This window comes from Paenibacillus motobuensis, from assembly GCF_039521865.1.
GTDB lineage: Bacteria > Bacillota > Bacilli > Paenibacillales > Paenibacillaceae > Fontibacillus > Fontibacillus motobuensis.
This window is the reverse complement of record NZ_BAAACX010000009.1, coordinates 158,915-174,561: the sequence shown is the minus strand read 5'-3', so window position 1 is coordinate 174,561 and position 15,647 is coordinate 158,915. Positions and strand designations below refer to the sequence as shown.

Below are 15,647 nucleotides of genomic sequence, written 5' to 3'. Positions count from 1 at the left end.
TTTATTCTTCTTAAAGCTAACACTATTTAATTTTAGCAGTATTAACAAACAGGAGGATTGCACATGATAAGAATTTTTAAGTATCTCAAGCCCAAGGAATGGATACAAGCGGTTATCAGTCTTGTATTCATTGTCGCGCAAGTATGGCTTGATTTGAAATTACCGGATTATATGGCGGAAATTACTCAGCTTGTCCAAACGCCAGGCAGCGAGATGAGTGAAATCTGGAAAGCCGGAGGTTTTATGCTCCTGTGTGCGCTTGGGAGTCTTGTGTCCGCTATCCTGGTCGGCTTTTTTGCAGCACGGATTGCATCGTCTTTCTCGCAAAGGCTTCGTAGTCTGCTGTTTAACAAGGTCGAATCATTTTCAATGGAGGAAATAAACCGCTTTTCTACTTCGAGTCTGATTACCCGTTCCACCAACGATATTACGCAGATTCAGATGCTTGTCACAATGGGATTACAAATTATCATTAAAGCGCCGATCATGGCGGTCTGGGCTGTTACAAAGATTGCAGGAAAAGGATTTGAATGGTCACTTGCGACGGCTGGAGCTGTTTTGATCTTGCTGGTCATGATTGCGTTTATTATGGTATTCGTGCTGCCGAAATTCAGAAAAATGCAGATGCTCACCGACAACTTAACTCGTGTGGCTAGGGAAAACCTTACAGGCTTACGCGTAGTTCGAGCTTATAACGCCGAGGATTATCAGGAACAAAAGTTTGAAAAGGCTAATGAAGAACTTACCTACACCAATCTGTTCACTAACCGTGCCATGTCGATATTGCTGCCGGTTATAACTATGATTATGAGCGGACTCAGTCTTGCTATTTATTGGATTGGTGCATATCTAATCAATGCGGCTGAAGCAACGGACCGATTGACGCTATTCTCCAATATGGTTGTATTCTCATCCTACGCCATGCAAGTCATTATGGCCTTCTTGATGCTAGTCATGATATTCATTATGCTTCCGAGAGCCAGCGTTTCCGCAAAACGTGTCAATGAGGTGCTGGATACGAAGCCGACTATAAAAGACGGTCATGTTACTGAGGGCTTGCAGGGATTAAAAGGCGAGGTCACATTCAATCATGTTAGTTTTAAATACCCGGACGCGGCTGATTATGTTATACATGATGTCAGTTTCACAGTAAAGCAAGGTGAAACGATCGCATTTATAGGTTCTACCGGAAGCGGAAAATCAACCCTTATCAATCTTGTACCCCGTTTTTTTGATGTGACTGAAGGCGAAGTACTGCTTGACGGCGTGAATGTAAAAGAATACAGCATGGAATCGCTTTATAATAAAATTGGCTATGTGCCGCAAAAGGCGGTCATGTTCAAAGGAACGGTGAGTTCCAACGTAGCCTATGGAGATAATGGCAGCGCCGGTTACAGTGAAGATGAAGTTAAAAGAGCCGTACAGATAGCACAGGGCGCGGACTTTGTGGAAAAGATGGACGATGGTTACAATGCGCTTATTGCACAAGGCGGAACAAATGTATCGGGTGGTCAGAAACAACGTCTCGCTATCGCTCGAGCAGTCTGCCGTAAACCTGAAATTTATATCTTCGATGATTCGTTTTCGGCGCTTGACTATAAAACAGATCGTGTTTTGCGCAGCGTGCTGAAAAAGGAAACGGCTGGTGTGACAAGTATGATTGTAGCTCAGCGGATTGGAACCATCATGGACGCCGATCAAATCATTGTACTAGATGAAGGCAAAGTGGTGGGACATGGAACACACAAAGAGCTGCTCCGTGACTGTGATGTATACAGAGAAATCGCTATGTCGCAATTAAGTGAGGAGGAATTGATATCATGAGTGAGAAGGAAAGTAGAAGATCCGCCAGAGGACCAATGGGGGGACCTCCCGGTATGCAAGGTCTAGCCGAAAAGCCAAAAGATTTCAAAAATACATGGGGCAAATTGATTCAATATTGTAAAAATTATATGCCCGTCATTATGATTGCACTCATCATCGCGGCTGTCGGTACTGTATTACAAATCATAGGGCCTGATAAATTAAAGGACATGACCAATGAAATTACCAAAGGGCTTCCCGCGCTGGTCAACGGGCAACCTGTCGTAGGTGCAATTGATATGGATGCCGTAGTGAATATTGCCATGTTACTCGTATTCTTCTACGCGACCTCTGCGCTGTTAAGTTTTGCTCAAAACTATATTATGGCAACTGTAACAGCCAAAATATCTAAAAATATGCGGTCCGGCATTTCTCATAAAATCAACAAATTACCGCTTAAATACTTTGATAAAACAAGCTATGGCGACGTACTCAGCCGCGCGACGAATGACGTTGATACTATAGGACAAACGTTAAATCAAAGCATCGGTACAATGGTAAGCGCAATAACCATGTTTGTTGGCTCTTTGATTATGATGTTCTATACCAACTGGATTCTGGCATTGACTGCAATCGGTTCTACCATTATCGGTTTTGTGTTAATGATGGTGATCATGTCAAAGTCAAAGAAACATTTTACAGCACAACAAGAAGGCCTTGGTGAAATCAATGGTCATATTGAAGAGGTTTATTCGGGACATAATGTTGTGAAAGCCTATAACGGCAGCAAGGCGGCAAAAGAAACATTCGAGGAAATTAATGAAACTCTTTATGACAGCGGCTGGAAGTCTCAATTTCTATCAGGATTAATGATGCCTATTATGAGCTTTATTGGAAACTTAGGTTATCTAGCCGTGTGCGTAGTTGGAGCAGTACTTGCCATGAACGGGACTATTTCCTTTGGTGTAATCGTTGCGTTTATGATTTATATACGCCTGTTCACGCAGCCGCTTGCGCAGTTAGCTCAAGCAGCTCAAACCATGTTAAGAACCGCTGCCGCAAGCGAGCGCGTCTTTGAATTTTTCGAAGAAGAAGAAATGGCAGATGAAAGCGAAAAAGCAAAAAAACTTACTAATGTCAAAGGCGACGTAGAATTTAAGCACGTTAAATTCGGCTACGATAAGGATAAAACGATAATCCACGACTTCTCAGCAATGGTTAGAGCAGGGCAAAAAGTCGCAATCGTCGGCCCGACAGGGGCAGGGAAAACGACGATGATTAACCTTTTAATGCGTTTCTACGAGCTGGATGGCGGCGAGATATTGCTTGACGGTATACCTACGCATCAAACCACCAGAGAAAACGTACACGAACAATTTTGCATGGTATTGCAAGACACATGGCTTTTTGAGGGAACGATCAATGAGAACATCAAATACAGCAAGCAAGGCGTCACGGATGAGGAAGTCATTACCGCATGTAAGGCAGTCGGACTGCATCATTTTATACGAACGCTTCCCGATGGGTACAATACCGTATTGAATGATCAAGCAAGTTTATCGGCAGGACAAAAACAGCTTCTTACTATCGCGCGAGCCATGATCCAAAATGCACCGCTTTTGATTTTAGATGAAGCGACAAGCTCTGTCGATACACGCACGGAGCGTAAAGTGCAGGAAGCGATGGATAAGCTAATGGATGGTAGAACATCATTTGTTATTGCACACAGACTTTCGACCATACGCAACGCTGATATGATTCTTGTGATGAAGGATGGCGATATTATCGAAAGCGGCAATCACGTCGAACTTCTAGAAAAGGGCGGATTCTACGCAGATCTTTATAACAGCCAGTTTGAAGTACAACAGGCTATATAGTTTTCCTCAGTATTAATGCAGGTAGAACACCAATTTCAGCAAACAAATAAACGTAGCTGAAATGGGGCGTTTCTATCTGCGTTTTTTTGGTAATGAAAAGGTTAAGGTTATATATTATGAGTCGCTCAATCAATAGTAGAAAGGGCAGGGAATAAACATATTTTTGTCGAATAACGATTTAAAGCTAAATGAAAGATTAATAGTAGAATCGTATGTTTTCACTTTCAAGTCGGAAAAAGGAGCTGGACTTATGTACAAAATACTTATTGTCGAGGATGATGCAAAAATCTCCAACCTGCTGCACTCGTACATGTCCAAATACGGATTCGAAGCGATCAGGTGATGGCGCTGGAGAACGGGGCGGATGATTACATAACCAAGCCCTTCCACTATGAGGTCGTCATGGCCAAAATACGCAGCCATTTGCGCAGAGCTTACGGAGCATACGCTTCAAACCAGAAAGAGAAGAGGCTGGAGTCCGGCGAGCTGCTTTATTGCTTTATTTATGGCGATATCGCTATTTACGCTGCTGTTTATTCGCAAGAACCGGGTGCTGGAGCTTTTGAAGGGCAGCAGCAGGCCGAAGCGAGAGCCGAAAGCTTCGATTTGACTTTCATACTGGGCGTGTTGGATTCTTCGACTTTAAGAATATTTGAGACTTCTTTTAGAAAAAGTAATCTGTAATATATTTTTGGTTTTATGATTCGTTAGCCGAAAAGGACAAGAACATGTATTCATAGCTGATTTGATTAGTACACCTGTATGAAGCACAAGCAAGTGTGCATTAGACAGAAAGGAGGAAAGTTTATGAATAAAAAAATACTACTGCATTACTAATAATTGATGTTCAAAAAGGCTCATTTTGGGAGAAGAAACCCTTATTTAAAGGTGATGAATTATTGAATAACATTCAAATCCTCATTTAACAGGCATATATTAAGCAGGTACCAATATTTTTTACGAAACACAATGGGAAAGTAGATTCTCTTATTCAAAAAGGAACTCCTGGTTGGAATATCCATCCATCCATCCATCGATCCATCTTTCAAATGAGGAAACTATAATAGAAAAGAATCATCCTGATTCATTCCAGCAAACAGATCTCGAACAACAATTAGTAACTAAGAAAATAAGTCGAATCACTATAACAGGAATTCAATCGGAAATTTGCGTAGATGCTACTTGTCGACAAGCCTTTAGTAAAGGCTATGAAGTTATTCTTGTAATAGACGGAAGAGATTGTCTTTTAGATTAGTACACAGTGCGGATGGCCCTGCAAGCGGCGTCAAGGCGTAATGATAATATAGACAGCGATTCGTACTTTCAGGTACACTGTTAGCAAAATCCGAAAGAATTGGTCAAGAAGCTCTGGACAACAAGTCCAGAGCTTCTTTGTTACAAGGTCATTAAAGCTAGTGATGACATCTCATTATGAGAATTAACAGATTTCACTTATGATGGTGATTTTCGATTGGACAAAGTCTCTGTATTCCAAAAAGACGATTCATTGGATGTACCTGTTTGCTATTGCTTTGGATGGACAAGAGAACGCTTAATACAAGCTGTTCGGGAACATCAGCTTCCAACTGACCATATACAAGAACAAATTCAAGCTAATCGTTGTGGGTGTGAGGTTAATAACCCACAAGGAGCCTGTTGTTTAGGCAATGTCACTGCATTCATTCGAACCCTTGACAAGATCTAATCTCTTATTAGCTCAAAACTCTTGTAGGGAGAATATTGCGGCATAAGTCTAGATAAATCTAACCATGAATAAATGTATACGCTACAAAGCTGATGTGACACCGATGTTACAAAAATGTAATATCAATCTAGATAATGTTATTTGATTCGATGGTAGAACCATCTAATTTTCTTTTACGATGTACTAAAAGAGATTGGATGGTGTTTAGTTTGGATATTTCAGAAGTTAATATATCATTATTTAGGTTTGTTAATGACTTAGGAAAAGAATATCCCTTTTTGAATCCCACATTTATTTTTATTGCTGAATATATGGTTTTTTTACTTGCACTGAGTGTTCTTTTTATTTGGTTTACAAGAGATACGGACAATAGAATTATGATTCTTTGTGCATCAATCGCTTTCATTTGTGCCTTTACAATAGGAAAGGTTTCAGGAGTATTTCACTCGAATTATCAACCGTTCGTTGAATTGACAGACGTTAATAAACTGATACAAAAAGAAAAAGACAATTCTTTTCCAAGTGATCATACAATTTTATTCTTCTCATATTGTTTTTCATTCTGGCTCTTTAAGAGAGGCTGGTCAATTTTATGGGTATTGTTAGCTGTTCTTGTGGGAGTCTCCCGTATATGGGTTGGGGTTCATTATCCTTTAGATGTTTTAACAGGAATATTAATTAGCCTAGCTGCTGCAACTTTAATATATTTTATATTCCCTAAACTGAGTGTTACTCAATCCACCATAAAAATTTATGAGAAATATGAAAACAAACTTCTTCTTCTGTTCAAAAAAACAATGGGAAACAAGTCAAAAAACTCTTAGATTTATTCAATAATTAATTAATAATTTTCAGAAGCGTAGGGTACAGAAACCTTTTTCGTAATTGCAGTTATTATGCTCATGCTGAATAATGGGTGAAGTATTTGGCGGTAGCTGTGGCGGTGGATTATTTACATCAACAGCAGCGATTTTAGTTCTGTTCATTTTGCTTGTTATCATTACTAGAGCCTTTGTTTTTTAATTGATTAATCTAATATCAGCTTCAACTTTCTAATAGTTGGGGCGATATGTAATTCACCATCTGCCCATCGCCGCTGTACAATCCGAAAGAATCGGTATAACAGAAGCCCAATGGCCTTATCTGGGGACTGCCCCCATTACGTGGAACAAATCAAAACACCTTCAAGAGAATCAAACCATGTTGTAAGATATGGAAATAACCTTGGAGGTGTTTTTGCGTTGGCAACCAAATGGAGTTGATATTTACTCTTGGTATTGAGTCGACAACATAATGGGGAAAAACACAGGATTAGTGAAGCAATTTTGCCTAATGGAAACACTTTAAATTAGGTTCTAATTCATTGTGATATTGCAAAAAGGTTTCTAAGGAGTCGCGGGAATCGTGGCTATATCGTTAGCCGAAATGGACAAGAACTTGTTTTCATAGCCGATTAGATACCTGCATAACAAATTAAATGGTATTATTAAAGTCTTATTGTTTAGAGGGAAAATCCTTTAAAGGAGAGTGCCAGTTCATGATAAAACTTGACATGAAATGGTTATTATTCAATAATATATACATCTAATTATTGTAATATATCTTTCGTTTCTGTCTGACCCATACATCAATTTCACTTGGCTTCATCACACTCCGTAACACTCCACTGTGACGAAACTCATTAGGAACTATTTATATAGATTCCTCTATATTGAGACATGATTCCATTCCCCTCCATGTTTTACCTCTAGGGTACTTACCTGGTTTTGATCCCAACATAACTGCGCGCTATGAATGTCCACGAAGATTTCCAACCGCTTGTTTATGCTTCTCCCATTGTAATTAGATATTGTTTTTCATGACTTTGTACGAGTATATAAGCTCTAAGGAGTTTATATAAATAGGCTAAAAAAGGAGCGGATGCCCGCACGTTAACGGATGTGAACAGATTTGGCAGGATCATATTCAAGAGAGGAGGGAGCCTAAAGGATCGCGGCAAGGATGGTGTCGAAAAACGAAAGGTACATCATGACCAAACCAATTCATGGGAGGTAATGTGATGATGTTTCAAACCCGTTTGGATTCCCGTTTCATCCTTCGATTAATGCTGATTGGCAGCGGATTGCTGCTCGTATTTTCTTGTATGTTCGCGTTCTCGAAGAACGTATCAGCCCACGGATATATTAATGATCCGGCCAGCCGTGCGATCCAGTGTAAAAACGGATTGAATACCAACTGCGGCCCGATCATTTATGAACCTCAGAGCCTGGAGGGGCCGAAGGGTTTTCCTGCTGCCGGACCCCCTGACGGCAAAATCGCCAGCGCCGGCCTTGCCAGCTTCGCTCAGCTTGACCAGCAATCAGCTACGCGCTGGAACAAGGTGAACATGACGAGCGGCACCAACAACTTTACTTGGATTTTTACCGCTCGTCATGCCACGACAAGCTACCGTTATTTCATCACCAAGCCGGATTGGAATCCCAATGCACCGTTGACCCGCGACCAGTTTGATCTGACTCCGTTCTGCACGATTAACGGAAATGGCCAGCAGCCGCCGGCCACGTTAACCCATACCTGCAACGTGCCGCAAAGAGACGGTTACCATGTCATCCTCGGCGTGTGGGATATTGCGGATACCCAAAATGCCTGGTACATCGTCATTGATGCCCAATTCGGTCCTGGCGACAACATTGCACCTACGGCGCCGACTAATTTGTCCGTCAGCAATGTGGGCACAACGACAGCCACGCTAACTTGGGGGGCCTCGACGGACAACAAGGCCGTCATGGGTTATGAGGTGTACAACGGCGTCAATGTCATCGCAACTGTGCCTGCCAATCAGACGAGCGCCAATCTCACCAATCTATTGGCAGGCACGACTTATAACCTAGCTGTGAAGGCGTTCGATGGTTCCGGCAATCGGTCGCCGCTCAGCAATAGTGTCCAGTTTACGACTGTGCAGCTTCCGGTTGATGTGACGCCGCCAACCAATCCGACCGGCCTGCATGTGATGGGCACCCCGACGTCGACGTCTGTCACCTTGATGTGGAATGCATCCACAGATGCTTCCGGCATCGCTGGCTACCGGATTTACAACGGCAACACGGTGATCGCTACCGTCACTGGAACGGCAACCGAGAAGGTCGTTACCGGTTTGTCGCCGAACTCGCAATATACGTTTACGGTCCGCGCTTACGACCCGTCGAACAACGAATCTGGTGACAGCAATGCCGTGACGGTGTCAACGCCTAACGGTCCGAGTGCAACGTCATGGGAGCCAAATACCGCTTATGCGGTCAATGCGCTCGTATCCTATAACGGCAAGGTATACAAATGCATCCAGGCCCATACCTCCTTGCCGGGTTGGGAGCCAGGCAACGTGCCCGCGCTCTGGCAGCTACAACCTTAAACACAGGCTTTAGAAGAGCAGGAAGCCCACCGCTTGCAAAGAGCGGCGGGCTTATTTTTCATGGTCGATTCGATCCAATGGATTCCATTATGAATCATTAGGATGGAATTCTCTTGATTTAAAAGGACGGTTATATCATCCCTCATCATTATTATCATTGCTTCAAATTCCCGTCTCAGATTAAAGACAAAAACTGAGCATTTATCGCTCTTTTATCGATTTTTGCGCTTGCCCAGGAAATGTATTTCAAAGATGATTAGGCCTGACCTTACTGATAGACAGAAGATGATGTTAATAAACAAGCGGCTAGCACTATCGCTCGGTAATTTAGTAAGGTACTTAAAAACGTGAAGGAAGGATTTTTAAAAACTGTATTTTTAGTCGAAAGTTCTTCCTTCATTTCTTCTTTTTCTTCAAAACTATGTAAAGCGCAGCACCAATCGCTACAAGAGCTCCTATACTTATCCCAGCCATTTCATCGCCTCCACCAATATAAATACTGTTCGTTTGCCTTATCGCTCGATAGCGAACAGGCAAGAGCCCAGACTAAATATTATAGCATAAAAATGATTTAAAGTCGTATAAAATAAGGAACAATATGTATATTTTAGTCAATAAGCACTAACAGATGGCAGTACGTCACACATCCTCATGCCAGCGCTTGTGGCCGAAACATTAAACAAATTTCAATTAGAAGCCGATACATAAATGAGGCTTTGTTTGAGGAAAAGAGCAAGATTCCCTTTGGTTATAGTAAACAGGAATGAAACGGTTAACAATCGTTTCATTCCTGTTTTTTTCAGTGCGCCCGGGATAGTCGATAAAATAGCGATAATCTGATCTTCAGCTATTTTACACAATTATGGACTCAACTCTCTACAGTTGTAGTATTGTGATGAGAATTGGCAGCGTTAATAGGAATAATCAAATGAATTAGACCAGTTGCCCCTCAATCATCGTCCATTGTACTTCATACTTCTCATTGAGGAGGACGAAATCCGCATCGTAGCCGATTTCAATTTTCCCTTTGTTTGACAGACCTAGAATACGAGCAGGCGATGTTGAAGCCATCTGTACAGCATCTGTGAAGGATATTCCATTCTCTACGGTTAGTCGCAACGCTTCATTCATCGTCACCGTGCTCGATGCCAAAGTACCGTCCGATAACCTTGCAATCCCCTCGGATACAGTGACATTGTGGCCGCCAAATAGGTATTCTCCATCGCCCAATCCCATCGCTTGAAGCGCGTCTGTAATCAGCACCATCCCTTCCGGTCCTTTGATGCGATGCATCAGGCGGATGATTGCAGGATGAAGATGGACTTGGTCGACAATCGCTTGCAGACTTACATGCGGTTCCTCGAATGCGGCAACGATCAATCCGGGGTCTCGATGATGAATCGGTCTCATTCCGTTAAAGCAATGTGTCACATGACTTGCGCCTGCTCCAAATGCTTCCTTCGCTTCCTCATAAGTGGCATCAGAGTGCGCAACGGCAATGACAACCCCTTGATCCTTCAAGTAGGAAATCAGCTCTAATCCTCCCGGTAATTCCGGAGCAACCGTCACCATTTTAATGAGCGAACCGGCTTCCTGGAAAATAAGCTTCATTTCATCGAGATCAGGATGACGAAGATACTTCTCATTCTGCATTCCTTTACGCTTCGGATTCAAATAGGGTCCTTCCAAATGAATGCCGGCGATCTTCGCCCCTCGCTCACGACCAATCACCGATTTCACGCTGCGAATCATATTCAGCAGATCATACATAGTCGAACTTACGGATGTCGCTAAGAACGACGTACATCCGGTTGCAGCACATATATGGGATACCTCTTGAATACTTGCCTCCGTTCCATCCATCATATCGTAACCATTGGCTCCGTGAATATGAACATCTATCATCCCAGGGATGAGCCACATCCCATTACCATCTATCCGTTCGTACCTCTCGTCGAATTGCGGGACTTCTTGCGCCTCAATTCGCTCGATCTTCCCGTCTGTGACCCAGACTGAAGTAGAAGGTAGTATTTGATGTGGAAGCAATACGTTAACATGTTGAATAATTTTATTGTTCATCATTACTCAGCTCCGTCCTGAGGATTATTTGTTGTACATTCAATCAGTGTGATATTTTTCTGATCTAATACTTCTCTCATCTCGCTGGAAATGGACTGATCTGTCACGATAATATCCACGTAATCAAAATCCAACTTAAATCTTGATTTTGATGCGAATTTCGTATGATCCACAACAAGGATCACTTGATCCGACTGCTTGGCCATTTCCTTCTTCACTCGAACATCTTCTTCATAGGGATAATAGAGTCCGTCTGCCTGAACAGACGTTGCCCCAATATACGCCTTATCAGCTCGAATTTCACTAATCTTATCGATAACGGAAGGACCATATAATAGGCGGTTCTGGGTATGCAGATAGCCCCCAAGCACATAAATGCTCAAATCATCTCGTTTGGAGAGAATGCCTACATTATCAATCGAATGTGTAACAGCAGTAATCTGGTTCGCCTGAATATGTTCCGCGACAAATTGAACCGTAGTCGATACATCCAAGAATACCGTCTCATGATCGCGAATCAGCTTGGCTCCAAGTTTACCAATATTGTTCTTGCTGGTAGATTCCTCAACGAGACGATTTTGATAGGAAGAGAGCTCCTTCTGAAGTTCTGGAAGAGCTACCCCTCCATGCGTCCGAATAACGACACCTTCTTGAACCAATTTGACAATATCTCTTCGCGCCGTATCTCTGGACACATGAAAGATCGAGCAAATTTCCCCAACGCTCATCGATTGATGTTGTTTTAAGTAATCAAGAATATTCAATAATCTTTCTTCTTGAAACATACTGGATGCCCTCCTTAGTTTCGCATTTCGGATTCATAACATAAGTATATATAAGTAAATAATGAATATCAATAAGCATTTATAAGTAATAACCTTTTGTTTTCTGGCAGATTTTTAGAACCTTTGTCGAATAGTGGAAGTCAGAAGGAATCTAAGGGGTGTATTTCGTATATGAAATGGAATAGGTCTACGCTGAAAGGGTGGTTGTATCATGCAGACGTCAATTATTCGAACGGTGGAGGAATTATCCAGCTTAGAACAACAATGGCGGGATTTCATGCGTCATATAGAGAATCCTGAAATCTTCGCATCATGGGAATGGATGGAATCGTATATTCATCACTTGATGAGTCCTTCGAAAGAACTCTTTATTATCGTCGTTACCGATCAAGATACATGCGTAGCCATAGCTCCTTTATGTAAAGTGAGCCAGAAAATCATATGGCGCAGAATAAGTACACTACAGTTTATTGTTTCCGATGTAGGAGATGTAAATCGTATTTACATCCATAAAGACTGTCATGGCGTGAAAGTACTCAACCAAATCATCCAAGTACTCCTGCAGCATCAAGATGAATGGGATTGGATCGACTTGTATAATCTGCAATCCAGTAATCCGCAAACAGAGCTGGTTAAGCATTTTTTCGGTGAATCATTTGATTTGTTCGAAAGAAAATTATCTGTTGCCCCATATATTGATTTAAAGGAATATAACGATACGAAAGCCGATAAGAGCAGGATTAAAGCAATTGAACGCAAAGAGCGGAAATTATTACGGGATCATGATGTAACAATTAAAATCTTTGAGCCCTTTGATCTGCAAAAATGGGGCAACTTTACCGAATTACATAAACAACGTTGGCAGGATAGTTTGTTTAACCAACCTAATAATGAAGCTTTCTTTAAAGAAGTCTTGTTGCAACTCCACAACCAAGAACGCACACACCTCTCTTATCTTGAAATAAATGGCCCTACCGCTGCAGCTTGGCTCACTATGATCTATGGAGACAAAGCATATATGTACATAATCGCATCACCTAAGCATTACGCGGAATATGGAGTTGGGTTAGTATTGACCAATCGGGTGATTCGTCATCTCATGAATACCAGTAGCTGCTTGCGAGAAATCGATTTTCTAAGCGGTCAGCAGGATTACAAATTTTACTGGGCAGATCGCATAAAAATCAACTATCATATCCGGTTCATTAACCGAGCACGTCGAACCAAGCTGCTTCGGGCCTATTCCTTCATTCAATTCAATAAGCCACGATTGAAATCGTTCCTCATACGACGTTAACTCGTAAAACCAAATCCCCCTCCGTTTGGGTGGGGGATTGATTAAAAACTTCCCTGTATCTATTTAAAGCGATGTTCAAAACAAAAAAATTGATATAATTGTGTCAGAATCTATTACATTTGGCACCGTAAACGGGGCATATTGAGAGTACTATGTTGGTGACAAGAAAACAGAATGATTAACGCAGGAAATTAATGTTATTTACACTTTGCTACGGGGGTACTTATGAAAACTCACTATTATTTAGGTTGGTTTAACAATTTTTTTCCAGAGAGTCTGGGCAGGGTGTTACAGGAGGATATAACTGATAGAAAATCGCTTACTATGATTAGCTCGAATCCATCTACATATGAAGATAATGGTGCTACTGAACGCTCGTGGCTTGACCAGGCCGGTGTTATGTTTGAAGAATATCATCTAATTAACTATAGCGTGCAGAAGGAAGATGCCCAAAGGTTAATTCAAAATGCTTCAGTCATTTTCTTGTTGGGTGGAAATACTATTAAACAGAATGAGTTTTTACTGGAATATGAATTGTCGGATTTGATTAAAAAAAGCAGAGCCGTTGTGATAGGAGCAAGCGCTGGAGCAATCAACATGTCCGCTAAGTGGTTATGCTCGAAAAACTTTGGCTACGAAGTTGAAATAAGCTCTGTTTATAACGGAATTGGCCTTGACGATTTTTCTGTCCTATCTCATTTTGATCTTGAAAATAACATGGCGTTGCTTCAAGATGAACTGGCTTCCTTATCGGAAGAAATGAACATTTATGCGTCGAACAAAGATTGTGCTGTACGTGTAAAGGGAGACAAAATCGACATTATAGGCAATGTATATTTAATTTCTCATTCAAAGATTCAGAAATTGGATGAGACGCTCTAGTTGTGGCGAATGGCTATGTGGCTTAACTGAATAACAAAGAGAAGGAAGACTAATTACGGTTTAAATACATTTAAAAAAGGTATATTTATAGGGGAGAGTAGCTAATTATGAGGAGATCCTCCTTATTTCTACTTATTATGGTAATTTTGTTGTTATCGGCTTGTCAATCATCCGAACAAATAAAGCCAATAAAAGAAGAAACAATTGATTACGACATAATTACTGCAACTGAAATGGTTGAGAAGAAAGAAAAAATGATAATTGAATTAGCGTTGAGAGAAAAGGTGTCAAAACTGGAGTATAAGGAACTAGAGGAGTCTTTCACCAAAGAGTTTGGAGTCCATGCTGAGGATATTCTATCTATGTTATTTATTCACAATATGGATGCCGATCCCGAGTCAGATATGTATGTAAACCAGAACACATTATACCCAACAGTCTTTCATAAAGGAATAACTATAACAAATGCCGTCATTTCTAAAAGTTACTACGAGAATGAGTTTTTTAATCATACTAGTTTAAGCATTAAGGAAGAATATGTTGGTGATGATGAGAAGTTAAAGGATTGGAATAGAGAATACATATTTACTCTAAACAAAAATGGAGAGTGGGAATTATATGGATTTTCTGGAGTGATGAATTTATCAGGAGAAGATTATAATATGAATTATTTAGAGTTAATGAGGTAAATAGTTAATCATTGAAGACCATCTCATAGCGTGGGAAGACTGGATCGCAAAGGAGCCTAGCCTTGGCCCAACTCCTCATTTTCTAAGCACGAATCTTTGGCTCCAGGTAAACAAGAGTTTTATCCTCTCCGGAGACAATCCCCTTGCTCACCCCATAAAAAAGCTCTCTTTTCTTTAGGCCCTGGTCCAATGATCAATGATTCCAGTCGGCGTATGTGAAACAGCGTATAACACCATATTCACACGCTTCGGTTCATTGGATTCTCCCATAGCATTTCGAGGATTGAAGTCAGTTCTTCATTAAACTAACGGGACACGATAGTTCAATTATTCGCAGTCGACTCACAAACCTATTAAAATATGTTACGATATCCCATATTTGTTCATCCATGGAGGAACTTATGAAACTGTTGATCGTAGAGGACGATATTGGGATATCGTATACAATTGCAAGAGTTATGCGGGATGAAGGGCATAAGGTTACTGAGTGTCATAACGGAGAAGAGGGCTTGCATCACGCATTGTATGGCGAGTTCGATTTAATTATTTTGGATATTATGCTCCCTAAGGTTGATGGATTTACGTTCATCCAAGAGTTGAGGAAGCAAAGAGTGGATACCCCGATTCTTTGTCTGACCGCAAAAGACGGATTGAACGACCGGGTAAAGGGGTTAACGATAGGAGCGGACGATTATGTGGTGAAGCCATTCGAGATTCCTGAGTTGATCGTCAGAGCTAAAGTGCTGCTGCGTCGTTATGGCAGGGTTAATCAAGAAGAGCAGATTAGCTACGGCCCGATTACTATTCAAGTTAGAAATCGAGCAATAACGGTCACAGGAGAAGAGCTGACTTTAACAGAAAAGGAATATGAGCTGCTTGAGTACCTACTTATGAATAAAGAGCAGATCGTAACGAAGGAGCAAATCTATAACCGAATTTGGGGACTCGATTCGGAAGCGGGAATTGGCATCGTGGAGCTCTATGTCCATTATCTTCGGAAGAAGTTGTCTTCATGGCATGCCGATCAATATATCCAAACTGTAAGAGGTTTGGGCTACATACTCAGAATAAACGATTAGTTTTTCAAAGGGAAATCAAAGGTTCATCATATATATTCTTCT

At 41.3% G+C, this 15,647-nt stretch carries 12 protein-coding genes and 2 pseudogenes; 12 read left to right on the top strand and 2 right to left on the bottom strand.

Features of this window, described 5'->3' with window-relative positions; translation table 11 throughout:
- The first annotated feature begins 63 nt into the window (after positions 1–63).
- The 8 genes and pseudogenes from ABD014_RS11460 to ABD014_RS11430 all read left to right on the top strand — a co-directional run bounded on the left by ABD014_RS11460 (position 64) and on the right by ABD014_RS11430 (position 8,794).
- Entirely contained in the window at positions 64–1,824 is a 1,761-nt protein-coding gene (locus ABD014_RS11460) for an ABC transporter ATP-binding protein (protein WP_343861070.1), read from the top strand.
- Positions 1,821–3,680 carry an ABC transporter ATP-binding protein gene (locus ABD014_RS11455; RefSeq protein WP_343861068.1) on the top strand — a complete coding sequence of 620 codons (1,860 nt, stop codon included), beginning with the start codon at positions 1,821–1,823 and terminating at the stop codon, positions 3,678–3,680. The genes ABD014_RS11460 and ABD014_RS11455 overlap by 4 nt, the downstream gene beginning before the upstream one ends.
- A 250-nt stretch (positions 3,681–3,930) precedes the next feature.
- Positions 3,931–4,157, top strand: a pseudogene (locus tag ABD014_RS11450) (response regulator); the annotation flags it as partial.
- A gap of 532 nt (positions 4,158–4,689) precedes the next feature.
- Positions 4,690–4,935 carry a cysteine hydrolase family protein gene (locus tag ABD014_RS24860; RefSeq protein ID WP_379340461.1) on the top strand — a complete coding sequence of 82 codons (246 nt, stop codon included), beginning with the start codon at positions 4,690–4,692 and terminating at the stop codon, positions 4,933–4,935.
- 222 nt (positions 4,936–5,157) lie between these two features.
- A pseudogene (locus ABD014_RS11445) lies at positions 5,158–5,385 on the top strand (putative iron-sulfur cluster-binding metallochaperone); the annotation flags it as partial.
- A 197-nt stretch (positions 5,386–5,582) separates the two neighbouring features.
- Positions 5,583–6,209, top strand: a complete 627-nt coding sequence (locus ABD014_RS11440; RefSeq protein WP_343861066.1) for an undecaprenyl-diphosphatase — start codon at positions 5,583–5,585, stop codon at positions 6,207–6,209.
- Between the two features lie 88 nt (positions 6,210–6,297).
- On the top strand, positions 6,298–6,408 hold the full coding sequence (locus ABD014_RS11435; RefSeq protein ID WP_343861064.1) for a YjcZ family sporulation protein: 111 nt from the start codon (positions 6,298–6,300) through the stop codon (positions 6,406–6,408).
- A 1,039-nt stretch (positions 6,409–7,447) separates the two neighbouring features.
- Positions 7,448–8,794, top strand: coding sequence for a lytic polysaccharide monooxygenase (locus ABD014_RS11430; RefSeq protein ID WP_379340574.1), 1,347 nt, complete (start codon positions 7,448–7,450; stop codon positions 8,792–8,794).
- A gap of 933 nt (positions 8,795–9,727) precedes the next feature.
- On the opposite strand, the gene nagA is transcribed toward ABD014_RS11430, so the two are convergent.
- On the bottom strand, positions 9,728–10,873 hold the full coding sequence (nagA, locus tag ABD014_RS11425) for an N-acetylglucosamine-6-phosphate deacetylase (RefSeq protein ID WP_343862078.1): 1,146 nt from the start codon (positions 10,871–10,873) through the stop codon (positions 9,728–9,730).
- Positions 10,874–10,875: 2 nt separating this feature from the next.
- The gene (locus ABD014_RS11420) at positions 10,876–11,658 is read right to left on the bottom strand and encodes a DeoR/GlpR family DNA-binding transcription regulator (protein WP_343861060.1); all 783 of its coding nucleotides are present in this window, start codon (positions 11,656–11,658) and stop codon (positions 10,876–10,878) included.
- 211 nt (positions 11,659–11,869) lie between these two features.
- Here ABD014_RS11420 and ABD014_RS11415 point away from each other — a divergent pair, with 211 nt between their 5' ends.
- From ABD014_RS11415 to ABD014_RS11400, 4 genes are all read left to right on the top strand, one after another.
- Positions 11,870–12,955 carry a GNAT family N-acetyltransferase gene (locus ABD014_RS11415; RefSeq protein ID WP_343861057.1) on the top strand — a complete coding sequence of 362 codons (1,086 nt, stop codon included), beginning with the start codon at positions 11,870–11,872 and terminating at the stop codon, positions 12,953–12,955.
- A gap of 225 nt (positions 12,956–13,180) precedes the next feature.
- Positions 13,181–13,837, top strand: coding sequence for a Type 1 glutamine amidotransferase-like domain-containing protein (locus ABD014_RS11410; protein ID WP_343861055.1), 657 nt, complete (start codon positions 13,181–13,183; stop codon positions 13,835–13,837).
- A gap of 107 nt (positions 13,838–13,944) precedes the next feature.
- Positions 13,945–14,526 (top strand): hypothetical protein, encoded by a 582-nt coding sequence (locus ABD014_RS11405; RefSeq protein WP_343861053.1) that lies wholly within the window; start codon positions 13,945–13,947, stop codon positions 14,524–14,526.
- A 401-nt stretch (positions 14,527–14,927) separates the two neighbouring features.
- Entirely contained in the window at positions 14,928–15,605 is a 678-nt protein-coding gene (locus tag ABD014_RS11400) for a response regulator transcription factor (RefSeq protein ID WP_343861051.1), read from the top strand.
- Positions 15,606–15,647 lie beyond the last annotated feature (42 nt).